At 60.5% G+C, this 25421-nt stretch carries 25 protein-coding genes and 1 riboswitch; of the genes, 11 read left to right on the top strand and 14 right to left on the bottom strand.

Annotated elements, in window-relative coordinates:
- Positions 1-10 precede the first annotated feature (10 nt).
- Entirely contained in the window at positions 11-1585 is a 1575-nt protein-coding gene (locus ACR0D8_RS03980) for a thiamine pyrophosphate-binding protein (protein ID WP_480644746.1), read from the bottom strand.
- The gene (locus ACR0D8_RS03975; RefSeq protein WP_475159678.1) at positions 1585-3033 is read right to left on the bottom strand and encodes a TrkH family potassium uptake protein; all 1449 of its coding nucleotides are present in this window, start codon (positions 3031-3033) and stop codon (positions 1585-1587) included. Before ACR0D8_RS03975 ends, ACR0D8_RS03980 begins: the two co-directional genes overlap by 1 nt.
- Before the next feature lie 178 nt (positions 3034-3211).
- Between ACR0D8_RS03975 and ACR0D8_RS03970 the strand changes: the two genes are divergently transcribed.
- Complete coding sequence (locus ACR0D8_RS03970) at positions 3212-3556, top strand: hypothetical protein (RefSeq protein ID WP_480644743.1); 345 nt, start codon at positions 3212-3214, stop codon at positions 3554-3556.
- A gap of 539 nt (positions 3557-4095) precedes the next feature.
- Here ACR0D8_RS03970 and folE2 read toward each other — a convergent pair.
- Positions 4096-5199, bottom strand: a complete 1104-nt coding sequence (folE2, locus tag ACR0D8_RS03965) for a GTP cyclohydrolase FolE2 (RefSeq protein WP_475159670.1) — start codon at positions 5197-5199, stop codon at positions 4096-4098.
- A gap of 169 nt (positions 5200-5368) precedes the next feature.
- Positions 5369-6559, bottom strand: a complete 1191-nt coding sequence (gene metZ, locus ACR0D8_RS03960) for an O-succinylhomoserine sulfhydrylase (RefSeq protein WP_480644742.1) — start codon at positions 6557-6559, stop codon at positions 5369-5371.
- A gap of 65 nt (positions 6560-6624) precedes the next feature.
- Positions 6625-6702: riboswitch (SAM riboswitch) on the bottom strand.
- 132 nt (positions 6703-6834) lie between these two features.
- Here metZ and ACR0D8_RS03955 point away from each other — a divergent pair.
- Both ACR0D8_RS03955 and ACR0D8_RS03950 read left to right on the top strand, forming a co-directional pair.
- Positions 6835-7770 (top strand): alpha/beta hydrolase, encoded by a 936-nt coding sequence (locus ACR0D8_RS03955; RefSeq protein ID WP_480644741.1) that lies wholly within the window; start codon positions 6835-6837, stop codon positions 7768-7770.
- Positions 7771-7793: 23 nt separating this feature from the next.
- Positions 7794-8483 (top strand): glutathione S-transferase N-terminal domain-containing protein, encoded by a 690-nt coding sequence (locus tag ACR0D8_RS03950; RefSeq protein WP_480644740.1) that lies wholly within the window; start codon positions 7794-7796, stop codon positions 8481-8483.
- Positions 8484-8523: 40 nt separating this feature from the next.
- On the opposite strand, the gene ACR0D8_RS03945 is transcribed toward ACR0D8_RS03950, so the two are convergent.
- Both ACR0D8_RS03945 and ACR0D8_RS03940 read right to left on the bottom strand, forming a co-directional pair.
- Positions 8524-9552 carry a hypothetical protein gene (locus ACR0D8_RS03945; RefSeq protein ID WP_480644738.1) on the bottom strand — a complete coding sequence of 343 codons (1029 nt, stop codon included), beginning with the start codon at positions 9550-9552 and terminating at the stop codon, positions 8524-8526.
- A gap of 40 nt (positions 9553-9592) precedes the next feature.
- Positions 9593-9964, bottom strand: a complete 372-nt coding sequence (locus ACR0D8_RS03940) for an OB-fold nucleic acid binding domain-containing protein (RefSeq protein ID WP_475159658.1) — start codon at positions 9962-9964, stop codon at positions 9593-9595.
- 127 nt (positions 9965-10091) lie between these two features.
- Between ACR0D8_RS03940 and ACR0D8_RS03935 the strand changes: the two genes are divergently transcribed.
- Complete coding sequence (locus ACR0D8_RS03935) at positions 10092-10415, top strand: 2Fe-2S iron-sulfur cluster-binding protein (protein ID WP_475159655.1); 324 nt, start codon at positions 10092-10094, stop codon at positions 10413-10415.
- Positions 10415-11215: an FG-GAP repeat domain-containing protein gene (locus ACR0D8_RS03930; RefSeq protein ID WP_480644737.1), complete on the top strand. Its 801-nt coding sequence runs from the start codon at positions 10415-10417 to the stop codon at positions 11213-11215. The genes ACR0D8_RS03935 and ACR0D8_RS03930 overlap by 1 nt, the downstream gene beginning before the upstream one ends.
- Before the next feature lie 84 nt (positions 11216-11299).
- Here ACR0D8_RS03930 and purD read toward each other — a convergent pair whose 3' ends face one another.
- Complete coding sequence (purD, locus tag ACR0D8_RS03925) at positions 11300-12562, bottom strand: phosphoribosylamine--glycine ligase (RefSeq protein WP_480644736.1); 1263 nt, start codon at positions 12560-12562, stop codon at positions 11300-11302.
- Between the two features lie 75 nt (positions 12563-12637).
- On the opposite strand from purD, the gene xseA reads away from it, so the two are divergent.
- A complete protein-coding gene (gene xseA / locus ACR0D8_RS03920) occupies positions 12638-14131 on the top strand; it encodes an exodeoxyribonuclease VII large subunit (RefSeq protein WP_480644735.1) in 1494 nt (497 codons plus the stop codon).
- A 13-nt stretch (positions 14132-14144) separates the two neighbouring features.
- Here the strand turns inward: xseA and ACR0D8_RS03915 are convergent, their stop codons facing one another.
- Entirely contained in the window at positions 14145-14510 is a 366-nt protein-coding gene (locus tag ACR0D8_RS03915; protein ID WP_480644733.1) for a hypothetical protein, read from the bottom strand.
- Positions 14511-14671: 161 nt separating this feature from the next.
- Between ACR0D8_RS03915 and ACR0D8_RS03910 the strand changes: the two genes are divergently transcribed.
- The 5 genes from ACR0D8_RS03910 (at position 14672) to ACR0D8_RS03890 (ending at position 18974) form a co-directional block, all read left to right on the top strand.
- Entirely contained in the window at positions 14672-15310 is a 639-nt protein-coding gene (locus ACR0D8_RS03910) for a lysoplasmalogenase family protein (RefSeq protein WP_480644731.1), read from the top strand.
- 58 nt (positions 15311-15368) lie between these two features.
- Positions 15369-16532 carry a signal recognition particle-docking protein FtsY gene (gene ftsY / locus ACR0D8_RS03905; protein ID WP_480644729.1) on the top strand — a complete coding sequence of 388 codons (1164 nt, stop codon included), beginning with the start codon at positions 15369-15371 and terminating at the stop codon, positions 16530-16532.
- An 88-nt stretch (positions 16533-16620) separates the two neighbouring features.
- Positions 16621-17523 carry an EamA family transporter gene (locus ACR0D8_RS03900; protein ID WP_480644728.1) on the top strand — a complete coding sequence of 301 codons (903 nt, stop codon included), beginning with the start codon at positions 16621-16623 and terminating at the stop codon, positions 17521-17523.
- 16 nt (positions 17524-17539) lie between these two features.
- Positions 17540-18145, top strand: coding sequence for an inner membrane-spanning protein YciB (locus tag ACR0D8_RS03895; protein WP_480644727.1), 606 nt, complete (start codon positions 17540-17542; stop codon positions 18143-18145).
- 160 nt (positions 18146-18305) lie between these two features.
- Complete coding sequence (locus ACR0D8_RS03890; RefSeq protein ID WP_480644725.1) at positions 18306-18974, top strand: Crp/Fnr family transcriptional regulator; 669 nt, start codon at positions 18306-18308, stop codon at positions 18972-18974.
- Between the two features lie 220 nt (positions 18975-19194).
- On the opposite strand, the gene ACR0D8_RS03885 is transcribed toward ACR0D8_RS03890, so the two are convergent.
- The 6 genes from ACR0D8_RS03885 to rpiA form a co-directional block, all read right to left on the bottom strand.
- Entirely contained in the window at positions 19195-20685 is a 1491-nt protein-coding gene (locus tag ACR0D8_RS03885) for a DegQ family serine endoprotease (protein WP_480644724.1), read from the bottom strand.
- Between the two features lie 131 nt (positions 20686-20816).
- Positions 20817-21011 (bottom strand): DUF2065 domain-containing protein, encoded by a 195-nt coding sequence (locus ACR0D8_RS03880; protein ID WP_170330952.1) that lies wholly within the window; start codon positions 21009-21011, stop codon positions 20817-20819.
- Positions 21011-21889 (bottom strand): protease modulator HflC, encoded by an 879-nt coding sequence (gene hflC / locus ACR0D8_RS03875; protein ID WP_480644722.1) that lies wholly within the window; start codon positions 21887-21889, stop codon positions 21011-21013. Before hflC ends, ACR0D8_RS03880 begins: the two co-directional genes overlap by 1 nt.
- Positions 21889-23034 (bottom strand): FtsH protease activity modulator HflK, encoded by a 1146-nt coding sequence (hflK, locus tag ACR0D8_RS03870; RefSeq protein ID WP_480644721.1) that lies wholly within the window; start codon positions 23032-23034, stop codon positions 21889-21891. Before hflK ends, hflC begins: the two co-directional genes overlap by 1 nt.
- A 72-nt stretch (positions 23035-23106) precedes the next feature.
- Positions 23107-24465: a glutathione-disulfide reductase gene (gor, locus tag ACR0D8_RS03865; protein ID WP_480644720.1), complete on the bottom strand. Its 1359-nt coding sequence runs from the start codon at positions 24463-24465 to the stop codon at positions 23107-23109.
- A 150-nt stretch (positions 24466-24615) separates the two neighbouring features.
- Positions 24616-25401: a ribose-5-phosphate isomerase RpiA gene (rpiA, locus tag ACR0D8_RS03860; RefSeq protein ID WP_480644718.1), complete on the bottom strand. Its 786-nt coding sequence runs from the start codon at positions 25399-25401 to the stop codon at positions 24616-24618.
- Positions 25402-25421: the final 20 nt, after the last annotated feature.

Genomic DNA, 25421 nt, shown 5'->3' with positions numbered 1-25421 from the left:
TTTTTTGTGCCTACCGTATATCGGGGGTGACCCGGATCAGCGTCGGAACCGGCGCATCAAATGCGGTGCGAACAGCGTCCTGCATTTCGGTCAGTGATGTTGGCGCGGCAGATAATGCCCCGAACGCTTCGGCCAGCTTACAGAAATCGGGGTTGTGCGCCACGACCGCGTTTGGCGCGATCTGGCTGCGCACCATGCTGTCTTCAATTTCCTTGAGCTTTCCGTTGTCCCACAGAATGATCGGCAGCGACAGGCCCAGCTCTACCGCTGCGCCCAGTTCCATCATTGTGTATTGAAACCCGTAATCACCCGCTATGACCGCTGTGGGTTTGCCCTGGCGCGCGACCGCGCCGCCTATTCCCGCGGGCAGAGCATAGCCCAGCGTGCCAAACCCTGTCGGGTGGTGCCAATGGTACGGATAGGCCATGTCCCACACTTCCTTGGCAACATACGCGAACTGGGTCATGTCGGAATAGATCATGGTGTCCGGCGGCATGGCCTGCCGCAGCGCGTCGATCACCGGCATAATCCCGGGGCGTTCCGCGTCAATCTCAGCACGCCAGCGGTTGCGAGCCTCGGCGACTTCTTCCGTCGTCCAGCTCGACGCTGGTTTGACGTGATCTGACGCTGCCAACAGCGCCTGGGCAAAGCTCTCACCATCCGCCTGCAGCTTGACCGCAGCCCTGTGCCTGTCGGACAAGACCTGCGGATCCAGATCGACCCGCACGAGATTGGCGGAATGCCCAAGTTCACTCCGCCACAGATCGACTTCGCCCAGCTCCGCGCCCACAGAAACCACCAGATCGGCCGACGCGATGATATCCGCGCTGCCCGGACGCGGCAGAGATGCCCCGAAATCCAGCGCATATCCCAGCCCAGCCATCCCCCGCCCCGCGTAGGTTGTGAAACAGGCTGCGCCCAGCTGCGTCAGAATTTGCCGCCACAGGTTGGACCGCGCCCCGCCGCCCAGAATGAAAAGCGGCCGACGCGCGATGTTCAGCATCGAAATCACCGAAGCTATGTCAGGCGGCAAAGCCTTTGTGCGCAGGCCAGGCTGATGCGGGAACGGGGCCGGATCGGCCTCGGCCTCAAGCTGGGCGATGGGGACCTGAATGTGCTTGGGGCGCGGGCGGGACAGTTCGAACTCTTCAAAGGCACGCTCAACCAGCGCGTATGCCACCTGTGCCGAATTGGCCTGATGGGACCAGTCCGCCACGGTCTCGGCAGCGGCGCGCTGATCCTTCATCTGATGCAACTGCCCCTGTTCCACTTGCGCGTCGTCCAGACAAGAAGACATCACCAGCATCGGGACAGAATCCGAATACGCCTGCCCCATCGGTGTCATGATATTGCTCAGCCCCGGCCCGGTGATCACATAGGCAACGCCCGGCTTGCCGGTCGCACGCGCATAGCCATCGGCCATGAACCCGGCGCCCTGTTCATGGCGCGCCAGAACATGCGTGATACCGGCCTCTTCAATACCGCGGTACATTTCCTGATTATGCACGCCGGGGATGCCGAATATCACGTCAACGCCCCGATCCTTCAACATGTGCGAGATCTGGGCACCAAGGGGTCTTTTCATCAACTTCTCCAGAATTGGACGGTAAACAGCGCGTAAACGGCCAGCAGTTCAAGCCTACCAACCAGCATGCCAATGGACAGCAGCCATTTGGCGGTATCACTCAGCCCGGCAAAGTTACCCGCTGGGCCGATCTGATCCCCCAACCCCGGCCCCACATTGGCCAAGGCGGTTGCCGCGCCCGAGACCGATGTGATGAAATCCAGCCCGGTCAGGGCCAGCGCCCAGGCCAGCACCCCAAGCGAGAGCACGAAGAACATAAAGAAGCTCATCACCGAGGTCAGAACGTCCGTGCCGATTGTCCGACCGTCATATTGTGGCGTGAAAACACCATGGGGCGACCGGATGCGACGGATCTGCGTTTTGATTGACGCAAACAACAGCTGGTAACGGAACACTTTGATCGAACAGGCGGTCGAGCCCGCGCAGCCACCGATCAGACCGATCAGAAAGAACAGCATGACCGGGAAATTGCCCCAGCCCATATAGTCGACGCTGGCATAGCCCGTGCCGGAAATGATCGAGGTGATGTTGAACAGGGATTCCCTGATCGCCTGTTCCCAGTGATGCGGAAAGACCGTTGTCAGGAAAACCGCCATGATCACAACCAGAACCAGTATCGTCGCCAGAAAAACCCGGATCTGACTGTCGCGGAAAATCGATGTCGTGTTGCCATTGGCAAATTGTACGTACCGCACGAACGGCAGCGCCGCGAGGATCATGAAAACCGAAGCGGCATATTCCGTTGGTCCCGAAAACGTGCCGAAAGACGCGTCGTAATTAGAGAACCCACCCGTCGCGATGGTGGTCATCGCGTGCACGAGCGCGTCGAAAAAGCTCATCCCCAGCCCGGCATAGACCAGCACGCAGACAAAGGTCAGGAACACATAGATCAGGGAAATCTGACCCGCGATTTCCTGCGCCCGCGGCAGGATTTTCCCCATGGTTTCAAACCCTTCCGAGCGGAAGATCTGCATCCCACCAACCCGAAGCTCTGGCAGGAACACCATGGCGACGACAATGATGCCGATACCGCCCAGCCATTGCAGCACGCCGCGCCACAGCAACAAGCCCTGCGGCAGGTCGTCGAGCCCCGAGATCACAGTAGAACCGGTCGTTGTCAGACCCGACATCGCTTCGAAATAGGCATCGACAAAACGCAGTTCGGTTTCGCCGAACAAAAACGGAATGGCACCAAAGAACGGCAACGCAACCCAAACACCGGTGGTCAGCAAAAAGGTCTGGCGGATCGTCAGTCCTTCGCCGACGCCATTCGAACAACTGAGGGACAGAACGACGCCCGTCAGGATCGTGATAACGCCGCTTTCAAAAAACACATGCCATTCGCCCCGGCCTTCGATGAGATCCGCAAGCATGGGCAGCATCATGGTCGCCCCAAGAATGGCGACCAACAGGCCAATCACATATCCAACCGGGCGCATGTCCGTCATGAGGCGCAGCGTTGGCGCGCCTGCACGACTGAGTCAAGCGGATGTCCCGTTTTACTTGCCGGTGTTGTCTGACGGCTCAGGCATCGCAGGCGGTTTGGACGGGGCGCGTGTACGGCGCACCGGCGCGGAATTCTGGGCGGTCTCAGCATTCACGACCTGGGGCTTGGCAGGTTCCGGCTTGGGCGCCGGCTTCGCGGCCTCAGCTTTTGGCGCGGCCGGTTTCGCGGCGACAGTCCGTGCCGCAGGCTTAGCAGTTGCTTTTGTCACCTCCGGTTTGGTTTTCGTCTTCACCTCTGCCGGTTTGGCTGCCTGTGTCTTGGGCGCGGGCGCCCGACGGGTGCGCACCGCGGCGGGTTTCGGTTCAGGCGATTTGGCCTTTGCAGTGGCAGGGCGTGAAGCAGCGGGTTTAGCGGCGCTTTTCGCCGGGGCCGATGCGGCAGGCGCTTTGGTCTTGGCTGTTGCTGTTTTTACTGCGGCGGGCTCGGGTGATTCGGCCTTTGGCTTTGCCGTCCTTTTTGCCTGAACCGCAGGCTTGGCTTTCGCAGTCGGGGCTGACTTGGGCTTGGAGACAGGTGCCGCCGGTTTTGCCTTTGTCTTGAACTCGGGCTTGGGGGTATCTGTCGCAGGGACCGAAGATGATGCATGCAGCGCGTTCATGGGTGCAAACGGCAACTCCATGGCAGAAACCGCCAGAATCTGCATGATTTTCATTTGGTTGCTAACCGCGTAACCGGCCATGCGAATGGCGGCTGCCTGAAATTCCAGCGGCTGGGTAATCGGATTCATTAGTCATTTCTCCTGTGAAAGCGATGCAACCAAAAAATGAGTGAGGGGCCCTGCCCGTGCCGAGATTTCGGACGGAATGCGATGTCTTGCAGTCCTGGGCGTCGCACGTCTCGGCTTCCTCTCAGAGTGGTGTGGACGCCTAAGAAACGGCCGCACCACGGCTGCATTCAAAGCCATTTTAGCGCGAAAAACTGTGCGCACGCAGCAAATACTGCTGCAGTGCGGCAAAAATTCGCCGTCTGACCAGTTTTGAGGCTTATCTACGCCCCGGTCCGATCACCCGACGTGGAAAAGCGTGGTGAACAGGCGCGGATCAAGACTGGGTGAAACAAAGGTCGGTCCCTGGGTCAGAACCGATACCGCATCGTGACTGTGCAGGCTTTCCTGATGGCTGGCCACAACCCGGAAATCACCGACATGATGGTCGGCCAGCAACTCGGCGCAGAACAGGCGGGCGGCGTCCTCGACAAAGATCGGGTTGGCTGCGTTGAGTTCGGCAAAGGCCTGCTCGTCCTCGCGCTTGACCATTACCTGTGTCTCGGTCGGCACGGCGCGGCGGCACAAGGCGATCAGATCCTCGAACCACAAACAATCCGCGTCGCAATCCACGACAACGGAAATCCGCGCCACCGAGCGCTGAGAATGCGGCGTCGCCAATTGCCCACGCGTCGCGCGCGCATGCTCGCTGAGCTCCAGCGAACAGGGGCAGGTCGAGGAATAGACGTAATCCAGATGCATGATTTTCTGGCGGACACCGTTCTGTTCAACCAGTTCCAGCGCGATGTCGTAATATTGGTACCCTTCCAGCCCCGATCGCAGGCTTTGAACGCGGTCCGGGTAGGAAAACCGCATCTGGATACGCGCGTCAAAACTGTCGAGGTCGGTCATGTAGTCGTTCAGCGCGGCCTCCATAACCTCGAAACTGAACGTGCGCTCGGCGTGTTTGTAGAAGGAACGCATGATCCGGGACATGTTGATGCCCTTCTTTTCCGCCTCAAGGCTGACCGTGCCTGTGACAGAAGTTTCCAGCGTCAGGTCTTCGCCATGCTTGCGGTGGAATCGGATCGGCAGGCGGAAATTCGAGATCCCGACATGCTGAATCTGCTGCCTTGCGCCACGGATCAGGCTGGATGGCCCGTTCTGGAGATCGGGCAGAGACGCACGGTACGCATCATCAACCTTGAAATCCTGGGCATAGTCCCGAGACAACGACGGGTAGTTGACCGGAACCAGACCCGGTACCAGCCGTGCGATGGCGGGATCAAGCTGGCTGATTTCAGCTTCGGTCGCGGTTTCAGCCCACTTGCGCAGGGTATTCAGCGCGGATGCGGCTTCATCACGGTCAGGTGCGTCGTCAATGTCACGGGGGTGCACGTTCATCGATCGGGGCTCCTCGGGTTGGTCGCCGGACTATATACGCGTTCGGCGCGTTTTCCAGTGTAACTGTATACGCGCCAAATCACAGCCCGGATCGAATTTCGGTGAAGGGCGCCGGACCGGCGCCATCCACCTTTGGCTTTGGACCCTGTTACCGGATTAATAAGATATGCTATTGCTGAGAAACGTCCAATGCCTGCCTGATATCGGCAAGCAGATCGTTAGCGTCCTCAAGTCCGACAGAAAACCGGATCAGACCGGGTGTGATCCCCAGTTCGTGTTTCTGATCATCGCTTAACCGTTGATGGGTCGTCGTGGCCGGGTGTGTTGCAATCGACTTTGCATCCCCCAGATTGTTCGAGATCACCGGAATCGTCAGCGCGTTGAGGAACGCAAACGCCGCATCCTTGCCGCCCTTGATGTCCAGCGACAGAACAGTGCCGCCCTTGCCGCCCAACTGAGATTGCACAAGTGCGTTCTGAGCGTGGGTTTTCAATCCCGGATACAGTGTCCGCTCCAGCGCGGCGTGACCTTCCAACGCTTCGGCGATGGTCTGGGCCGTCTGCGCCTGTGCATTGACCCGCAGGGCCATCGTCTCAAGACCTTTCAGCATGATCCAGGCGTTGAACGGGCTCAGCGCGCCGCCGGTGTGTTTGAGATAGGGTTCAACCGTCCCGCGGATAAATTCGCGCGTTCCAATGATAACGCCGCCCAGGGCGCGCCCCTGCCCATCGATATGCTTGGTGGCCGAATACACGACCACGTCCGCGCCCTGCTCGATCGCACGCGAAAAGACCGGAGTAGAAAACACGTTGTCGACGATCACCGTCGCACCGACCGCGTGGGCCAGCGCGGCAACGGCTGATATGTCGATGACTTCCAGCGTCGGGTTCGACATGGATTCGAAAAAAACAGCTTTGGTGTCCGGCCGGATCGCCGCCTTCCACGCGTCCAGATCGGTTCCGTCGACAAAAGTGACGTCTACACCGAACCGCGTCAGGATGTTTTCCAGTATGTACAGGCACGACCCGAACAGCGCCTTGGCAGACACGACGTGATCCCCCGCCTGCAGCATCGACGTCAGCGCGGCATTTACCGCCGCCATGCCGGAAGCGGTGGCAAAGGCGTCCTCGCCCCCTTCCAGCGCGGCAATACGCTGTTCGAACATGGACACGGTCGGATTGCCGTAACGGGCGTAGATGAACTCATCCGGACCGGACTCGATGAACCGCGACTCGGCCTGTTCGGCGGTGTCATAGACAAAGCCCTGGGTCAGGAAGATCGCCTCGCTGACTTCGTTATATTGGCTGCGACGGATGCCGCCATGGACGGCTTGGGTGCGTTTGTTCCAGCTCTCGCTCATGTCATTCCTCTCGGCCCTTGCCCGGCAAAGGCATCAAAAAAACCCCAGACGCGGTCAAGCGAAAGGGGCCTTTCATCCTGACCTTTTAGCGGTGTTGTTTAGCGTGGCCCGCAATCCGGTAACAAATCGCCACGTGATGCTGTTGCCCTTACGCCGCACTTGCGAACGCGTCAACCCTGACAAGTGCAACGTCACGGATCTGTAACCTTCCTTTCACCGAAGCGTCATAGCGTTATGTCAATTCGGCGCCACAACATCTTGTGTGAGGCAGAACCATGCCAGTAGTCAGGATCAATGCCATCGGCGACACCATCGCCCTGCACCGCAGCCTCCGATCGCCGCGCAGCGCCCTGCGCCAGACACGAAATTCGCAGGGGCCGGTGATCATCATGACACACGGTTACAAATACCGGCCCGATGACGCCAAAGCCTGTCCACATCGGCATATTTTATCTCTGCACCCGACATCCGTACCCTGGCACTGCCCCAGTTGGCCGCAGCAACTGGGCTTTGGATCCGGGTTCGACGACGAAGGGCTGGGCATCGCATTTGGCTGGGATGCGCAGGGGCCGCTATGGGCTGCGCGCCGCCGAGCGGTGGAAGCCGGGCGTGCCCTTGCCGACCTGATCCACGACCTGCGCCGACTGAACCCGAATCGTCCCATCCATTTCATCGGGCATTCCATGGGCACAGAACTTGCGCTTGAGGCGCTACATCACATCCGGCCCGGTTCGCTGACCCGCATCATTTCGATGACCGGCGCAGCCTATCAAAGCCGAACGCTGGATGCACTTGGCACCCCGGCGGGCCGTCAGGCCGAGTTCATCAACGTGACCAGCCGGGAAAATGATCTGTTTGACTTCATGTATGAATGGCTGATCCAACCGCCCCAGCGCGGAGACCGCAGCATCGGTGTCGGGCTGCAGGCACCAAACGCCGTGACGCTGCAAATTGACTGCCCGAACACGCTGGATCACCTGTCACGTTTGGTGTTCCCGATCGGCGACCCTCAGCGCAGGGTTTGCCACTGGTCCAGTTACACACGCCCCGGCGTGCTTCGGGTCTACAATGCCTTGCTGCGCCATCACGATCACCTGAGCCTCAGAGTGCTGCGCGGTGGCGTGCCGGACCAGTCTGCGCGCCGCTGGTCACGGCTTTTTGCCCTGCCCCGGCCGCAGCACCTCTTGCCGTTTGCACAGAAAGCCTCATGATCTTCTCAACCTGAGGAGACACCATGATCGACCTGTATTTCTGGCCCACGCCGAATGGGTGGAAGGCATCCATTGCCCTGGAAGAGATGGAGCTGCCATATACCACCCATTTGATCGATATCAGCAAGGGCGATCAGTTCGATCCGGAATTCCTGAAGATTTCCCCCAACAACCGGATGCCTGCGATCGTCGATCCGGACGGCCCGGATGGCGCGCCGGTATCCGTGTTCGAAAGCGGTGCGATCCTGATGTATCTGGCCCGCAAAACCGGCCGCTTTTATGGTTCGACCGAGCGTGACAGGATTGCAGTCGAAGAATGGCTGATGTGGCAGATGGGCGGTGTCGGTCCGATGGCGGGTCAGGCACATCACTTCCTGAAATACGCCCCACAACTGGACCCGCCGCAAGACCTGCCCTATCCCAAGGACCGCTATCGTACCGAGGTCGGTCGGCTGTACGGCGTTCTGGATCGGCGACTGGCCGACAACGAATTCGTTGCGGGCGATTTCTACTCCATCGCAGACATGTCAATCTGGGGCTGGGCCAGCCTGTGGGAAGGCCAGCAGCAGGTGCTGGAAGACAAACCCCACTTCACCCGCTGGCTTGCGGCGGTGAGCGCTCGTCCCGGCGTTCAGGCCGGGCGCGCATTGCATGCCGAACTGCGCGGTGATCACCGGGACAAGCAGGCGCAGGGGGTTTTGTTTCGGCGGTAAGGCACCGGGGTGCTCATCCACAGTCAGGCGCGGAACACTGTTAGATAGAACCGCCGTTTGGGTTCTGAGGGTGATCGTTGAAACGTTCGAAAAACCGTGCCAGCCCAACCAGCGGTGAGACATAAGGAAGATCAACCAGCGCGACTGAATTATTGCCGTCTGACCGCGCCAACCTGCCGTACAGGTGATCCCCTCCGAAATCCTGAAGCCAAAACCCAAGGTCTTCATAGATATTCCGCCTGCTTCTTACCGAGCGCGTCGTGCAGATTGCTTTCTCTCCTTGTGCCTGAACGCTCAGACGTTCCACATCTACGTTCGCCTCATCGTCAATCATGAAGAACACTGAGAGAATTTGGTGGCTTTCACCCTCCTGTTCAATTTTGCACCTGTAGCGCAGGTCCTGGGTTTCGGGTTCGTAAGTTTCCGGATTTACTGTGTTTGTTTTCATGGATACAGAAAACAGCCCGTCTTCACCGACCGGACCGGTTGTATAATACCCGTCGTCGCTGTTGGGCGTTGTTTTGAGAATTTGGAACGCTTTGTCGGCTGGGATGTCGTAGCTGACCCGAGACGTCCAGTGCGCCAGCCCAAACGGAATTTTCAATAGTATTTCGGGCAATCTGTTCAGACCGAGCCAAAGAAATATTGTACCCAACACAGTGCCGAAGATTACCCACGGAACAGCCTTGGCAACGTTCTTTGCAGGCGCCAGTTCGGGGATCATTTCGATGAGTGGCAGCAGCATCAGGAGAAGCCCCAGTACCAGCGCTGTTGACAGGGTTTCCCACCAGACGCGCGGGAAACAGATCACCAGGGCCAGGATTGTTGAGGTGCCAATCAGCGCAACCGAAACTCGCACAACCGGGTGCGCCAGCAATTCGGATGGCCCGAACAGTTGCCAGCCAATGACCCACTGTGCGAAGAAAACGATCAGACTGATGACTATTAACCTGCGCAGTCTGAAAAGACGGTACAAATACCTATTTTGCATAACAGTAACCTCATTATCGAACACCAAAATGCACGCAACTTTGTCGAAACATTGACGAAATCCGTGGTGCGGCGTCAAATTGTGCCGTCCCGCTCTGTCCTTGAAAATCGCCGGTGGCCTACCCGTTCCCCCACACCAGCACATCCAGCATCCCCGAGATATCCTCGATCTCTTCCGCGATCACATGGGTCACCGAATGCGCCCGCTGCATCCGCCCTGTCACCCGCAGCAGCCGCCCCGAGATCACCGCGCGACGGAACTGTTCGTAGATCTTGCGCCAGACCACCACGTTCACGATGCCGGTCTCATCCTCAAGGGTGACAAAGATCACCCCCTTGGCCGTTCCCGGCCGCTGCCGCAGGATCACCAGCCCCGCCACGGCAACGCGCGCGCCCTCGGGCGGGGATTCCAGTTGCCGGGCAGGCAGACAGGCGGGCGGGCGCGGCCAGTCCCGGCTTGATTGTGTAGGGCGGACAGGGGCAATAAGCATGAGAACAAAGATAGAACAAATGGAGGGAAAGTCCAGTCACGGCATTCAGAGTCGCAAATGAGGCTGGTAAGACCCAAATGCCTTGACTAAGGAAGAATTCGAACATCGCAAAAGGAAGACGCACGCAATGGCAAAGATCACCTATGTCGAGCATGGCGGTACCGAACATACAGTCGAGGTCGCCAACGGACTGACCGTCATGGAAGGGGCCCGCGACAACAACATTCCCGGCATCGAAGCCGATTGCGGCGGCGCCTGTGCGTGCTCGACCTGTCATGTCTACATCCACCCGGACTGGGTCGAGAAGATCCCGGGCAAGGACGACATGGAAGAGGACATGCTGGACTTCGCTTATGAACCCGACCCTGCCCGTTCGCGCCTGACCTGCCAGATCAAGGTCACGGAAGAACTGGACGGTCTGGTCGTGCAGATGCCCGAAAAGCAGATCTGATGCGTTTCAAAGCGCCGCGCCTGCCCGCCCGCCTGTGGCGTCATCGGGCACGCGGCGCGCGGCTGGTGTTGTGCCTGTGGTTGGTCGGCGCAGGCCCAGCAGTTACCGCCGACACCATCACGAGCGCCCGTTACACGCAGCCCACCACGCGCTATGCGCACGGGGTGCTGGGGGACAACATCGAATACGGCGCGCTAGAGCTGACGGTCGCGGCCGCCTCGGCAGCGCAAGACCAACCAGCACAACCCGCCGGGCAGCAATCGGTTCTCGAAATCCGCCTGCCCCCGGACAGGGTCTTCGAAGACCTCGCCCCACGGCTGGTGGATGTCGACCTTGACGGCACATTCGAGGCTCTGGTTGTCGAATCCCATGACCGCACCGGCGCCCAGCTGGCCATCTATGACGCCAGCGGTACAAAGGTCGCCGCCACTCCGCCCATCGGCATCCGGTTTCGCTGGCTCGCTCCGATTGGCGCGGCGGATCTGGACGGGGACGGCAATGTGGAAATTGCCTATATTGATCGCCCGCATCTGGCCAAGACCTTGCGCATCTGGCGTTTTGCTACGGGTGACCTGACCGAAATCGCCTCGCTGTCCGGTCTGACCAACCACCGGATCGGCGAAGATTTCATCAGCGGCGGTCTGCGGGAATGCGGTACAGGGCCAGAGCTTGTCGTCGCCAGCGCGGATTGGCGAAACATCGTCGTCGTCCGGCACGACGACGGGTGGCAGCAAGAGATTGAACGCCCCTATTCACCTATCGCGATGGATCAGGCGATGACCTGCAATCCCGGGAACTGACGCATCCCGCGCCAGCGGGCTGCCCGGCCCAAGGCCTTTGGCGTTGCATCTGTGATGCTGCGACAGGGCGCGGGAGCGCTCTGATCAGAGCGCCCGCCAGCCGATATCGCGGCGGAAAAACCCTTCGGGCCAGTCGACGCCATCCACCATTGCATAGGCGCGGTCCCGGGCCTCCTGCAATGTATCGCCGCGCGCGGTGACGTTCAGAACTCGCCCGCCCGCCGCAACGACCTGCCCGTCCGAAGATTTGGTACCGGCATGGAACACCATGTTTGCACTGTCTTCGGGCAGGCCCTCCAGCCCCTTGATCATGCTGCCCTTTTCGTACGAACCGGGATAACCCACCGCGGCCATCACCACTGTCAAAGCATGATCGTCCGCCCAGTTCACACGCGCTTCGCCCAGACGCCCTTCGGCGGCGGCGTGCATCAGGTCCATCGCCTGCGCGCCAAGGCGCATCATCAGAACCTGACATTCGGGATCGCCGAAACGCACGTTGTATTCGACCAGCCGCGGCTGGTCGTCCTTGATCATCAGCCCGGCATAGAGAACGCCCTGAAACGGTGTGCCGCGACGCTTCATCTCGGCCACTGTCGGGCGGATAATCTCATCCATCGCGCGTGCCTCGACCTCAGCGCTCAGCACCGGTGCCGGGGAATAGGCGCCCATGCCGCCCGTATTAAGACCGGTATCGCCCTCACCCACGCGTTTATGGTCCTGTGCGGTGCCGACCGACAGGATGTTCTCACCATCGCACAGAACGAACAGGGACGCCTCTTCACCTTCCATGAACTCTTCGATGACGACTTCGGCCCCGGCCCCGCCAAAGGCGCCGCCGAACATATCGTCAATCGCGTCCAAGGCGGTCTGCTCGTCCAGTGCAACAATCACGCCCTTACCGGCGGCCAGCCCGTCTGCCTTGACGACGATCGGCGCGCCCTGCGCCCGGATATAATCCTTGGCCGGCGCGGCCTCGGTAAACCGCGCATAGGCGGCTGTCGGCGCGCCCGACGCGTCACAGACTTCCTTGGTAAAGCTCTTTGACGCCTCCAATTGCGCCGCCGCCGCCGAGGGACCAAACACCAGCACCCCCGCCTCGCGCAGACGATCCGCCACGCCTGCGGCCAACGGTGCCTCGGGGCCGACGATCACAAAATCAATTGCGTTTTCCTCGGCAAAGCTGACCACGGCCCCGCCATTCTCGATATCCAGCGCGGCGCAATCGGCGATCTGTGCGATCCCGGCATTACCCGGCGCGACGATCAGGCGGTCACATTTTGGGTTCTGCAACACCGCCCAGGCCAGGCTGTGTTCGCGCCCTCCGCTGCCGAGAATGAGGATGTTCATGAATGCTCTCCGATCTGCTTGGCCTCGCCTTCGGGGCGTTCTAAGCTGGGCGGGCATTTGACACAAGGCGCTGAAATGTCCGACCTGCTAGACGACCCGATCCCGGGCCAAAACACCCCTGAATACACCGTTTCGGACATCTCGGGCGAAGTGAAACGCACGCTTGAGGGCACGTTCGGGCGAATCCGTGTGCGCGGTGAGGTCGGGCGCGTGTTCAAGGCACGCTCGGGGCATCTGTATTACGACATCAAGGACGACCGGAACGTGCTGGCCTGTACCACCTGGAAGGGTCAGATCTCGGGGCTGTCCGTCGTTCCCGAGGAAGGGCTGGAGGTCGTCGTAACGGGCCGGCTGACCGCCTTTGGCGCCCAATCGAAATACAACCTGAATGTCGATGAGGTCGCCGTCGCCGGACAGGGCGCGCTGATGGCGCTGCTGGAAAAGCGCAAAAAGCAGCTTGAGGCCGAAGGACTGTTCGCCCCCGAGCGGAAAAAGCCGCTGCCATACCTGCCGCAGATCATCGGCGTTGTGACTTCCCCTTCCGGCGCGGTGATCCGCGATATTCTGCACCGCCTGCGCGACCGCTTTCCGCGCAAGGTCCTGATCTGGCCTGTCGCCGTTCAGGGATCGAACTGCGCGCCCGAGGTCGCCAACGCGATCAACGGGTTCAACCGGCTGACGCCCGGTGGCGCCCTGCCCCGCCCCGATTTGATAATTGTCGCCCGGGGCGGCGGGTCGATCGAAGACCTGTGGGGGTTCAATGAAGAAAATGTCGCGCGCGCAGCCGCAGCGTCAGAGATTCCGCTGATCTCGGCCGTCGGGCACGAGACGGACACGACGCTGATCGACTTTGTATCTGACCGTCGCGCACCGACGCCAACCGCTGCTGCCGAGCTGGCTGTACCTGTGCGCATGGAACTGCTGGCCTGGAACGGAGAACAGGGCGCGCGCCTGTCCCGCGCGGCGACCGACGCGGTACAACGGCGCACCCAGCGCCTGCGTGATCTGTCCCGCGCCCTGCCGCGCCCGGACAGCTTGCTGAACACCCCGCGACAAAGGCTTGATTTGATTGCGGATCGTTTGACGCCCGCCTTGCAGCGTGGGGTTCAGAACCGCCACCTGCAAGTCGCCAAATTATCGGCCCATCTGCGCCCGTCGACGCTGCGCAATCTTGTTGCGGGGCGGCAGGAAGCGCTGCGCAATCTGTCCTCGCGCCTGTCATTGCGTCCGATCCAGCGGGAAACCGACCTGCAACGCCAGAACGTGAACCGGCTGGCCGACCGGATGCACACAGCGCAGACGACACGCCTTGACCGGATGCGGCAACAGCTTGACGCGACGGATCGTTTGCGTGAAACCCTCAGCTATAAGGCGACGCTACTGCGTGGCTATGCCGTGGTTCGCGCCGACGATCAGGTGCTGACGAGCAAAGAGCAGGCCGCAAAACACAGTGCCTTCCAGATCGAATTCGCCGACGGCGTTTTGTCAACCGGCCAGACCGGGGCCGCAAAACAGTCCCAAAGGAAATCCCAGAAAGATGATGCGCCCGATCAGGGCTCGTTATTCTGAGCCGCCCGGTGGCCTAGACCCCGACATCGGGGCCATAGCAGACCATCTCCTCACCGATATCTTCGGCCTCATACAACTCTGTGCTGGCCGGGTCGCCTTCGAACTGCGCGATCAGACCGGCGGCCGAATTTGAGAAGACCCAGCATTGCGGGTCCAGACGGTCTTCGTAGATGAAACAGATCTGATCGTCCCGTTCATACCAAACGCCTTCCTTGCAATCACCGTCCAGAAAGGACCAGATGACGCGTCGGTTGGGCAGGTAACGCTCGACACCGTAAACCTGGCCTTCAAATCCGTAGAACAAAGTCTTGCCGCGTGTGTAATCGTCGAACTCGGCCCCAGACAGTGCAGTTTGCGCTGCCACCATCTGGGCAGGCATCAGAAGAAGAATCGCAAAACACCTCAGCATGCCGGCATTTTGTCAGATGCGAATGGCCGAGGCCAATCCCCATTTCCGCGCGACTGCCTGCCTTGACGTCACCGGTTGAGTTGCCGTCGTAACCAGTAGGATGCTGCAGAAAATTCGAAAGGGACAATTCCATGACAGCCGCCCTCTTCTGGATCGCCGGAGCCTGCGCCGTGGCCTACCTGCCAATGACAATACGACCGGCCGGCACCCTGCGCACGGTTCTAAAGACCGCATCGGTTGCCCTGTTGGCCCTGATTGCTGCACTCGGCGCGGCCCCACTGCTGCTGACCGTTGCCCTGGCCCTTTGCGCACTCGGCGATGCGTTGCTGTCGCGCGAGACCGACAGTACCTTTATGGCGGGCATTGGCGCATTCGCGGCGGGTCATCTGGCCTACATCGCCCTGTTTCTGACCCACCCGTCCAGCGATGCCGCGCTGATCTTGGACCGGCCTGCGGTATTCTGGACGCTGATCCTTCTTGGTATCGTCGCCGCCACCTTGCTGGCCCCGCGCGCGGGCGACCTCAAAGGGCCGGTTCTGGGCTATATCCCGATCATTCTCGGGATGGGCATCGCGGTGCTTGCGCTTCCCGAAACCGGCGCCTTGCGATGGGCCCTGCCCGCTGCGCTGGCCTTTATCGTGTCGGACCTGATCCTTGCGACCGAAAAGTTTCTGCTGCCTGCGGATCACCCTGCCCAAAAGGTCACGCCTTATATGGTCTGGGCCTTGTACTGGGGCGCACAGGCCGGTTTGCTGACGGCATTTCTCTGACCCTTTGCAACTGCCGTAAATCCGCATTAGGTGAGGGGAACACCTGCGGAGACCAAAGATGGCGTTTTTCTCGAAACTCAAGGACAAGCTGTTCAAATCCTCGTCCCGCCTCGAACAGGGGCTGGAAGCCATCGTTGAAGACGGTGGCGAGGAAACGACCGCACCCGATCCGATCATCCCCGAGCCCGAGCCGCAGCCCGAACCGGTGCCGGAAGTTCCCCAACCGGTGCCCGAGATCCCAGACCCCGCCCCCGCACCGCAGCCGGTCGAAACACCCGAACCGGCGCCCGCCGACCCGACACCTGCCCCTCCACCGCCCGAGGCCGCGCCGACAAGGGGCATGCTGGGGCGTCTGTTCGGTCGCAGCGAGGCCACCACCGCCATCCGCCGCACGCTGGACGACGATATGCTGGAACAGCTCGAAGAACTGCTGATTGCCTCGGATATGGGCGTCGACACCGCCCTGCGCGTCACCGCAAACATGGCCGAGGGTCGCTATGGCCGTAAACTCTCGACGCAGGAAATCAAACAGCTGCTGGCGCAGGAAGTCGCCCGGGTGATGGATCCGGTCGCCAAGCCGATGCCCCTGTATCCCAGGCGCCCGCAGGTTGTGCTTGTCGTCGGCGTCAACGGATCGGGCAAGACCACGACAATCGGCAAGCTTGCCAGCCAGTTCAAGGCAGCCGGCAAAAAGGTCGTCATCGCGGCGGGCGACACATTCCGGGCCGCTGCCGTGGAACAGCTTCAGGTTTGGGGCGAACGCGCAGGCGTGCCCGTTCTGACCGCCCCCGAAGGGTCAGACCCCGCGTCGCTGGCTTTTGACGCATTGACCAGGGCACAGGAAGACGGCGCCGACCTACTGATGATCGACACAGCAGGCCGCCTGCAAAACCGCGCCGACCTGATGGAGGAACTGGCCAAGATCGTTCGCGTCATTCGAAAGAAGGACGAAACCGCGCCGCACAACACCCTGCTGGTGCTGGACGCCACCACTGGCCAAAACGCGCTGAACCAGGTCGAAACCTTCCAGAAGCTGGCCCACGTGTCCGGGCTTGTAATGACCAAGCTGGACGGCACCGCCAAAGGTGGCGTGCTGGTCGCGCTGGCCGATAAATTCGGTCTGCCCATCCACGCCATCGGCGTCGGCGAGCAAATCGACGACCTTGCCCCGTTCGACCCCGAAGAATTTGCCGCCGCCCTCACCGGCCTCGACCAAGGCTGATCCGACCCTTCATCTGGCCGAAAATACCTTCCGGGGGTCTGGGGGTGGAAAACCCCCAGCCTCTCCACCCAGCAAAAAGACCTGACATTTGAGCGATTGGCTGATCTCACTTGAAGGCACGGAAGCAGGCCACCAGCTTGCCCTTGGTCTGGCTCTGATGGCCGCCTTTCTGCACGCGGCCTTTGGCGCGCTGCAAAAAGGCCGCCACGATCCATGGCTGTCCCGCGGGGCTATCGATGCCAGCTATGGGCTGATGGCGGCACCGTTTGCATTCTTCGTCGTGCCCTGGCCCGAACCCTATATGTGGCCCATCTTCGCAATCGTCTGGCTGATCCACATCGCTTACAAGGTGCTCCAGGCGATGGCCTATACCAAGGGCTCCTACACCGTCGTCTACCCCGTTGTCCGGGGCACAGGCCCGCTGTTTACGGTCATCGGCGCATATCTGCTGTTCGGCGAGACCTTCACCGGAACCCAATGGTTCGGCGTTGCGGTTTTGCTGGCGGGCATTTTCGGACTGGCGGCCTATAATTTGCGCTTCCTCGAAACCAATCGCGAAACGCTTGGCATCGCGCTTGTTCTTGCGGTGGCGACCGGTTTGTTTGTGGCGCTCTACACCACCTATGACGCCTATGGCATCCGCGCGACCGCCGATCCGTTCACCTTTCTGGCCTGGTTTTTCATGATCGACGGGGCTGCGATGCCGTTCTATGCCTTTCTCAGATGGCGCGCGATGATCAATCGACCGGCCATCGGGCCGCTGATGCTGCGCGGCCTTGCCGGAGGTATCATTGCGCCGCTGTCGTTTGGCTCCATCATGCTGGCCACGCGACTGGACAAGGTCGGCGAAGCTGCGGTCCTGCGCGAAACCTCAACCGTCTTTGCCGCGCTCATCGGCTGGCTGGTGTTGAAAGAAACCGTCGGGCCGAGGCGGATTGCGCTGATGGCATTGATTGCATTGGGCGCCGTAATAGTTGAAATGGGCGGGTAAGCAGCAGGAAACCGACATGACAGGCAAAAAAGAAATCAACCCGTTCCTCAAACAGGCGCTGGAACTTGGCCCGCCACTGGCCTTTTTCTTCATCTATCTGCGCCTGCGCGACGACAGTTTTCTGATCGGCGGGGTCGAGTATTCGGGCTTCATCGTTGCCACCATCATTTTCGTACCGCTGATGCTGACGGCGATGGGCGTGCTTTGGGTGCTGACCGGAAAACTCAGCCGGATGCAGATTTTCACTGCCATCATGGTGATTTTCTTCGGCGGCCTGACCGCCTGGTTCAATGACGAGCGGTTCTTCAAAATGAAGACCACGCTGGTCTACGGTTTCTTTTCGGTCATCCTGGGCATCGGTCTTCTTCAGGGACGGTCCTACCTTGCATATGTTCTGGACGAGATGCTGCCCATGCGCCACGAAGGCTGGATGATCCTGACCCGGCGGTTATGCGCCTGTTTCGCTGTTCTGGCTGTTGCCAACGAACTGGTCTGGCGCACGCTGTCCACAGACCTATGGGTCAAGATCGAAACTTTCGGCTTTCCCATTGCGCTGATGGTGTTTTTGATGCTGCAGTTCAACCTTCTGCAAAGCTATATGGATGATCCTGACCACCAGTAGGTGAACGGAACGCGGCCGGTTTCGCGCCAAACGTTCGCCGCGCGGCGTCCGGAGGAAAGCGCCGCCCGCAGGGAAAAGCCGACAAAATCCTTGGCTTAGCGCCGAAGCTGTGGAAAGTTGGGACACCACTCACCACTCACAGCCGGAGCACCATACACTCATGACGGCTTTCCCAAACAGCGGCTTCCTGTCCGAGGCATCAGACAGACTGAAAGCCATGCTTTCCGCACAGGCCACCGAGATATCCCTGCAACGGGGCGAGGTACTGTTCGAACAGGGCGACGAGGGCGACGCGCTCTATGCCATTCTGGAAGGGACGCTTGAGGTGTCCTTTCTGGCGATGAGCGGGCGCAAACTGTCGCTTACCCTGATGCGACCGGGCGAGGTCTTTGGCGAGATCGCCCTGTTCGACAGTGGCCCGCGTACCGCCACCATCGCCGCGGCCGAACCTTCGCGCATTCTGCGTGTGCGTCAGGGCGACGTGATGAACCAGATCCGACAGCATCCCGACCTCGCTGTCGATATGATCCGGCTGGCCGGGTTGCGGATGCGGTGGATGGGGTCGCAGTTGAACGAACAGGTCTTTCTGCCGATGCCGATACGGCTGGCGCGCAAACTGTTGCACCTGTCGGAATTGCAGGACGACCCGGCGACCCGCATTACCCTGTCTCAAAGCGAACTGGCCGAATTTGTCGGCGCCACGCGCGAGGCGGTGTCCAAAACGATTTCCACATGGAAACGGGACAATGTGGTCGAGGCGTCACGCGGCGGGCTGATGATCCAGGATTTCGACGCGCTCAGAGAGCTGGCCGATTCCGACCTGATCTGACCCCGTTGTGACTTGCTTCACATACATCTGACAGCGTTAAGCCTATCGTCATTCTTGTTACCGTAGGAGGTCAGAGAATCATCCCCGATATCTGTCCACTGACCTCTCCCTGTATCAGAGCCATATGCCTCCCCGGCATATGGCTCTTTCTTTGGGCGGGTTCTGAATCGAAAAGACCGGGGCATTTGCCCCGGTCCTGATCCGCATCGGCAAGACGTGGTTACTCGCCCAGACTCAATGCCACAAAGCGCGGTTCGCCCGCGCGGCGCACCAGCAGCAACAGGGATTTGCGACCTGCATCGCGCGCCTCTTGCATCCGGGCCTCAAGGTCCTGAATCGACGTCACCTTTTGCTGGCCGGCCTCGGTGATCAGATCACCGGCGCGCAGACCTTTGGAATAAGCTTCGGACGCCTCATCCACCTCTGTAACCACCAATCCTTCGGCATCGGCATCCAGACCAAGATCGGTCCGCAGCGTTTCCGTCAGGGGCGATATCGTCAGGCCCAGTATATCCGCGTTTTCTTCGGTTGGTGCTTCTGGCGCGTCCTCTTCTCCGTTTTCGGCGCGTTCGGCATCCTCGCGGCGGCCCAGAGTCACCAGCACCGTCTGCGTGCCACCTTCACGGTGCACGACCACGCGGACGGATTTGCCCACCGTGGTCTCGCCGACCTGACGCACCAGACCGCGGGTATCTTCCACTTCGACGCCGTCAAAGCTGAGGATCACGTCCCCGGCCAGCAGTCCGGCATCCTTGGCCGGTCCGTCCGGAACATCGCTGATCAGCGCGCCGCCGGGCTTCTCCAGCCCCATCGCTTCGGCCATGTCCTCGGTCACGTCCTGAATGCGAACGCCCAGCCAGCCGCGGCGCGTTTCGCCGAACTCACGCAATTGATCGACAACTTTGACGACAACGTTCGACGCCATCGAGAACCCGATCCCGATCGACCCGCCATTGGGCGACAGGATCGCCGTGTTCACACCGATCACCTCACCATTCATGTTGAACAGCGGACCACCCGAGTTGCCCCGGTTGATCGCTGCGTCAGTCTGAATGTAGTCGTCATACGATCCGCTCAGCGCCCGGTTCCGGGCCGAAACGATCCCGGCCGATACCGAAAACCCCTGCCCCAGCGGATTACCCATGGCGATGACCCAGTCTCCGACACGCGCAATGTCGCTGTCGCCGAACTTTACATATTGCAATGGCCCTGTCGCTTCGACCTTGAGCAGCGCGATATCCGTTTTCTCGTCGGTCCCGATGACCTTTGCGGGCAGCTCTTTCTTGGGTTGACCGTCACCGGGAAAGAATTCCACAAGGATTTCATCAGCTTCCGCGATGACATGGTTGTTGGTGACGATGTAACCGTCCTCGGAAATCACAAACCCCGAGCCCAGTGCGTTGCTGCGGCGCGGGCGGTTTTCGTCATCGCCGTTGCGGTCCTGAAACTCGCGAAAGAAGTCCTCGAACGGAGAGCCTTCGGGCACAATCCCCTGCGGTCCTGTCTGGCCTTCGATCAGGGTCGAGGTGGTGATATTCACCACCGCCGGGCTGATCTGTTCGGCCAGAGGTGCCAGGCTTTCACTGCGCGCCTGTGCTGCAGCGGTCTGAGCCAGAACAAGAAGCATGCCGGCAAAGGCCAGCCACATCAGCCGCATGATACCAACAACATTGTCCCTTTGGACGGAAAGACTGCGTGCTTGTGCCTGCACTGGATAACTCCTTGTCGACAAACCGTGTTGAACCGCCCGCAGGCAGCCCGTCTTAGCAACCAATGTAGTCAGTTTGTGCAGGCCCGCAACTCAGGATCGCGGGGAAATCACCGGCAAGTGAGATTGCGGTGTCAAAACCCAACCTGATACGCGCCCCAGAGCAGCACCAGACCGCTGACCACGCAGAGCAGCCCTGCCAGCCGCCGGGCCTGTTCAGGCAGGGATCGCAGCGCCTCAAGCATGCGTTCAATAAGCGAAGGGGCCAGCGCATAGGCCAGCCCCTCGACAATCAATACCAGCCCGAAGGCCAGAAGGATCATTCCCATTACCGGCCGCCCTGACCGGTGGGTGATTTCAGATAGTTGAAGAACTCGGAATCCGGGCTCAGCACCATCGAGCTGTTACCCCCGCCCAGCGCCTGCTCATAAGCGGACAGCGAGCGGTAGAATTCAAAGAACTCAGGGTCCGCCCCATAGGCTTCGGCAAAGATCGCGTTGCGTTCGGCGTCCGCCTCACCGCGAATGATCTCGGCCTCACGGTTGGCGTCCGACACCAGCTCGACCACGGTCCGGTCGGCCTGCGCGCGCACGCGCTGCGCCGCCTCGTTACCACGGGCGCGTTCGTCAGTGGCCTCACGTTCCCGCTCGGCTTTCATCCGGTCGAAGGTCGCTTCGAGGTTGGCCTGCGGTAGATCAGTGGCCTTCAGGCGCACGTCGATCACGTTCACGCCCAGCGCCTGCGCTTCGGCAATCGCGCTGTTGCGGATACGCAGCATCAGGGCCGCACGATCCGAGCTGAGGATGTCGCGGGACGAGACCGAGCCCAGCACTTCCCGGGTCTCGGCGCGCAGAATGCGGTCCAGTCGATCCTCGGCAACCGGAATGCCGCCGACGCCAACGGCCTGACGGAAACGGTTCAGGTCAGAAATCCGGTAACGCGCGAAGGCATCGACAACCAGACGACGGTCATCCAGCGGCGTTACTTCCAGCGGCTGAACGTCGATGGACAGGATGCGGTCGTCATACCGCACGACCTCTTGAATCACCGGAATCTTGAACGCCAGACCTGGCTCTTCCTTAACAGCGACGACACGGCCGAATTGCAGAACCAGCGCGCGTTCGCGTTCATCCACGATGAAGATCGACGACAGGCCGACAACACCGAGGATGACGACGATAATCAGAATAATAGGTGATCTACGCATCAGTTGCTCCCCTCGGCCTGATTGCGGCGCAATTCATTCAGCGGCAGATAGGGTACAACGCCCTGCCCCTGACCGGTCGAGTTCTCGTCCAGAATGATCTTGTCCACGTCACCCAGAACTTGCTCCATCCGTTCCAGATAGAGGCGTTTGCGGGTTACGTCCGGCGCCTTGGAGTATTCCTCCAGAACTGCGCTGAAACGGCTGGCTTCACCCTTTGCGCTGTTGACCTGCTGGGCGCGATAGGCTTCGGCCTCTTCCAGAACCTGCGCCGCCTCACCACGCGCTTCCGCCAGAACCCGGTTGGCATAGGCGTCGGCAACGTTTTGCAGCCGGTCACGCTCCTGCGCGGCGGCCTGAACGTCGCGGAACGCCGCGATCACGTCCTGCGGCGGGTCGGCCTTGTCAAAGTTGACGCGGATGATGTTCACACCCGAATCGTAGCTGTCCATCGTCGACTGGATCAGTTCCTGAAGCCGGTCGGCGATGATACCACGATCCCGGTTCAGGATCGGAGCCAGTTCCGACTGAGCGATGATCTCGCGCATCGCCGATTCCGACACGGCCCGGATGGTCGGGCGCGGATCGCGCAGATTGAACAGGAATTTGGCCGGATCGTTGATGTTCCAGACAACCTGATAGTCGATATCGACGACGTTTTCGTCACCGGTCAGCATCAGGCCATCATCGCTGCCACGGGTGCCGCCCATGTCTTCGGTCTGTTCGCGGGTAACCGGGATGACCTCGGCGGTCACAAACGGCCAGGGTGCAAAGTTCAGACCCGGATTTCCAACGGCCGAGAATTCGCCAAGAAACAGCTCAACCGACTGTTCTTCGGGCTTCACGGTGTAAAAGCTGGCCGCGCCCCAAAGCACGGCACCCACCAGCAAACCAATTGCAATGGTGCCGCGGGTAAAGATTGGGCCACCGCCACCGGACCCCTGCCCGTTGCCGCCACGGCCCGAACCGCCACGGCCGCCCATCAGGACGCGCAGCTGTTCCTGCCCTTTCTTCATCAGCTCGTCGATCTCGGGGATCTGCGGGCCGTCGCCTTCGGGGGGCTTGCGCCCATCCCCGTTGTTACCCCGATTTCCTCCGCCGCCCGAGGAGCCTCCGCCCCCCCAGGGGCCACCGCTGTTGCCCGCCATATGTATCAATTCCTTTGTGTTGGACCGTGTGATCACGGTGTACCTTGTAACTTGGTTGCGCGCGCTTGCAAATCAAGCAGTGCGAACAGGTTGCCGCATTGTCACAAGTTCTTCGGCCATGACCGGATGAACGGCAACCGTGCGGTCGAAATCTTCCTTGGTCGCGCCCATCTTGACGGCGATTCCGGCCAGCTGAATCAACTCGCCCGCGCCCGGCGCAACGATGTGGCAGCCCAGCACCTTGCGGGTCGCCTGGCTGACGATCAGTTTCATCAGAACCCGTTGCGTACCGCCCGCAAATGCCTTCTGCATCGGTTTGAACGAGGTTGCGTAAACCTCGATCGGCTCCTGCGCGGCTGCCTCTTCCTCGCTCAGGCCAACCGTGCCGAATTCCGGCTGGGTGAAGATCGCGGTCGGGATCAGGTCATGATCCACCGGGGTCGGGTTGCCCTTGAACACGGTCTCGACAAAGGCCATGCCCTCGCGGATCGCTACCGGGGTCAGGTTCACGCGGTCGGTCACATCGCCGATGGCAAAGATCGAGGGCACGCCGGTCTGGCTGTATTCATCCACGACGATCTCGCCCTTGCGTCCGCGTTCGACGCCGACGGCCTCAAGGCCCATATTGTCGGCGTTGGGCGCGCGGCCGGTGGCGTACATGACCACGTCAAACTGATCCTCGGTCCCGTCGGTGGCCTTGACGCGAATCTTGTCGCCATCCCTGGTCATCTCAAGAACATTGGTGCCCAGGCGAACGTCAATTCCGTTCTGGCGCATCTCTTCGCAGATCAGACCGCGTGCTTCTTCGTCGAACCCGCGCAGGATCTGCGCACCGCGATAGAACTGTGTGGTCTTCACGCCCATCCCGTTCATGATCCCGGCAAATTCGCTGGCGATATAACCGCCACCGACGATCAGGATGGATTCGGGCAGTTTCTCCAGATGGAAAATCTCATTCGAGGTTATCGCCAGATCCGAGCCCGGAAACTCGGGCACGACCGGGCGGCCGCCGGTCGCGATCAGAATATGCCTGGCCGTCTTGCGGGTGCCATCGGTCAGCTCAACGGTATGTGCATCAACCACTTGCGCGCGCTGATCAAAGCTTTCGACGCCGTTTTTCTTCAGGATGTTGCGATAGATGCCTTCCAGCCGGTCGAGTTCGGCATAAAGCTTGCCCCTGAACACGTCCCAGTCGAAGGCGCCGGGTGTGACATCCCAGCCATAGGCCTGCGCATCTCCGACCATGCCGGAAAATTCACTGGCAAAGACCATCAGCTTCTTCGGCACACATCCCCGGATGACGCAGGTGCCGCCATAGCGATCTTCTTCCGCCAGTGCCACCTTGGCCCCGTTTTCGCCAGCCGCCACGCGCGCCGCGCGGACCCCGCCCGAGCCTCCGCCGATGACGAACAGATCATAGTCAAAGCTCATCCTGAGTTCCTTTATTCAGTCAGGCCAAAATTCGTTGATAATCTGGGGTCGAATGATGTGCTGCCAACCCTTGCCGCCGCGGAAACGATGCCCCCGGCATCACGGCAGCGTGAGCGCACCCCGCACACACTGCCCCAGCAAACGTCCCGATCAATCCGCCAGATCCGAAAACAGGTTCTCGCCACTTTCTGCCGGAAGATCCGTTTCAACCGTGCCCTCATTGATATCCCGCAGCTCGACCCGGCCGTCCCCGTGGCCAATCACGACCTTGTCGCAAATGTCGATGAACAACCCGTTCTCGACAACGCCCGGCACCTGATTCAACACCAATGCCAGTTGCCGGGCATTTCCGATCCGTTGCAGATGCAGGTCGAGAATATGATTGCCCTCATCGGTGACAAACGGCGCCTCACCATTCATGCGCAACGCGGCCGAGGTGCCAAGGACATCCATCGTGTCCAGTGTTTCTTCGATCAGGGTGCGGGTGGTCTGCCATCCAAAGGGGATCACTTCGACCGGCAGCGGAAACGCGCCCAGCGTTTCGACCTCTTTACCGGCATCGGCGATGACCACCATCTGGTCGCTGGCCGTGGCGACAATCTTTTCCTGCAGATGCGCGCCGCCGCCGCCCTTGATCAGGTTCAGCTCGCCGTCAAACTCGTCAGCGCCGTCAATGGTCATGTCCAACCACCCCGCCTGATCCAGCGAAACCACCTGAATGCCGACCTCACGGGCCAGTTGCGCGGTGCGGGACGAGGTTGGAACGCCCTTGATCTGCAACCCCTCCTCCTGCACCCGTTCGCCCAGGCGGCGCACCATCCAGGCCGCGGTCGATCCGGTTCCCAACCCGACGCGCATTCCATCCTGCACCATGTCGGCGGCACGGCGCGCGGCAAAATACTTGGCCTTGTCGATGGGTGACAGATCTCCGGTCATGGCAGCATTCCCCTATATTG

This window comes from Ruegeria sp. BG10 (assembly GCF_056538575.1).
Note: the sequence above shows the minus strand (reverse complement) of the source record. Positions and strands in the feature narration are given on the sequence as shown.

What these genes read in the sequence shown, in the direction of transcription:
- hflK (WP_480644721.1), bottom strand. Translation starts at nt 23,034, where the DNA reads ATGGCGGGCAACAGCGGTGGCCCCTGGGGGGGCGGAGGCTCCTCGGGC.
- purD (WP_480644736.1), bottom strand. Translation starts at nt 12,562, where the DNA reads ATGAACATCCTCATTCTCGGCAGCGGAGGGCGCGAACACAGCCTGGCC.
- xseA (WP_480644735.1), top strand. Translation starts at nt 12,638, where the DNA reads ATGTCCGACCTGCTAGACGACCCGATCCCGGGCCAAAACACCCCTGAA.
- ACR0D8_RS03910 (WP_480644731.1), top strand. Translation starts at nt 14,672, where the DNA reads ATGACAGCCGCCCTCTTCTGGATCGCCGGAGCCTGCGCCGTGGCCTAC.
- ACR0D8_RS03975 (WP_475159678.1), bottom strand. Translation starts at nt 3,033, where the DNA reads ATGACGGACATGCGCCCGGTTGGATATGTGATTGGCCTGTTGGTCGCC.
- ACR0D8_RS03980 (WP_480644746.1), bottom strand. Translation starts at nt 1,585, where the DNA reads ATGAAAAGACCCCTTGGTGCCCAGATCTCGCACATGTTGAAGGATCGG.
- ACR0D8_RS03935 (WP_475159655.1), top strand. Translation starts at nt 10,092, where the DNA reads ATGGCAAAGATCACCTATGTCGAGCATGGCGGTACCGAACATACAGTC.
- folE2 (WP_475159670.1), bottom strand. Translation starts at nt 5,199, where the DNA reads ATGAACGTGCACCCCCGTGACATTGACGACGCACCTGACCGTGATGAA.
- ACR0D8_RS03890 (WP_480644725.1), top strand. Translation starts at nt 18,306, where the DNA reads ATGACGGCTTTCCCAAACAGCGGCTTCCTGTCCGAGGCATCAGACAGA.
- ftsY (WP_480644729.1), top strand. Translation starts at nt 15,369, where the DNA reads ATGGCGTTTTTCTCGAAACTCAAGGACAAGCTGTTCAAATCCTCGTCC.
- ACR0D8_RS03895 (WP_480644727.1), top strand. Translation starts at nt 17,540, where the DNA reads ATGACAGGCAAAAAAGAAATCAACCCGTTCCTCAAACAGGCGCTGGAA.
- ACR0D8_RS03880 (WP_170330952.1), bottom strand. Translation starts at nt 21,011, where the DNA reads ATGGGAATGATCCTTCTGGCCTTCGGGCTGGTATTGATTGTCGAGGGG.
- ACR0D8_RS03930 (WP_480644737.1), top strand. Translation starts at nt 10,415, where the DNA reads ATGCGTTTCAAAGCGCCGCGCCTGCCCGCCCGCCTGTGGCGTCATCGG.
- rpiA (WP_480644718.1), bottom strand. Translation starts at nt 25,401, where the DNA reads ATGACCGGAGATCTGTCACCCATCGACAAGGCCAAGTATTTTGCCGCG.
- ACR0D8_RS03940 (WP_475159658.1), bottom strand. Translation starts at nt 9,964, where the DNA reads ATGCTTATTGCCCCTGTCCGCCCTACACAATCAAGCCGGGACTGGCCG.
- ACR0D8_RS03955 (WP_480644741.1), top strand. Translation starts at nt 6,835, where the DNA reads ATGCCAGTAGTCAGGATCAATGCCATCGGCGACACCATCGCCCTGCAC.
- hflC (WP_480644722.1), bottom strand. Translation starts at nt 21,889, where the DNA reads ATGCGTAGATCACCTATTATTCTGATTATCGTCGTCATCCTCGGTGTT.
- gor (WP_480644720.1), bottom strand. Translation starts at nt 24,465, where the DNA reads ATGAGCTTTGACTATGATCTGTTCGTCATCGGCGGAGGCTCGGGCGGG.
- ACR0D8_RS03950 (WP_480644740.1), top strand. Translation starts at nt 7,794, where the DNA reads ATGATCGACCTGTATTTCTGGCCCACGCCGAATGGGTGGAAGGCATCC.
- metZ (WP_480644742.1), bottom strand. Translation starts at nt 6,559, where the DNA reads ATGAGCGAGAGCTGGAACAAACGCACCCAAGCCGTCCATGGCGGCATC.
- ACR0D8_RS03915 (WP_480644733.1), bottom strand. Translation starts at nt 14,510, where the DNA reads ATGCCTGCCCAGATGGTGGCAGCGCAAACTGCACTGTCTGGGGCCGAG.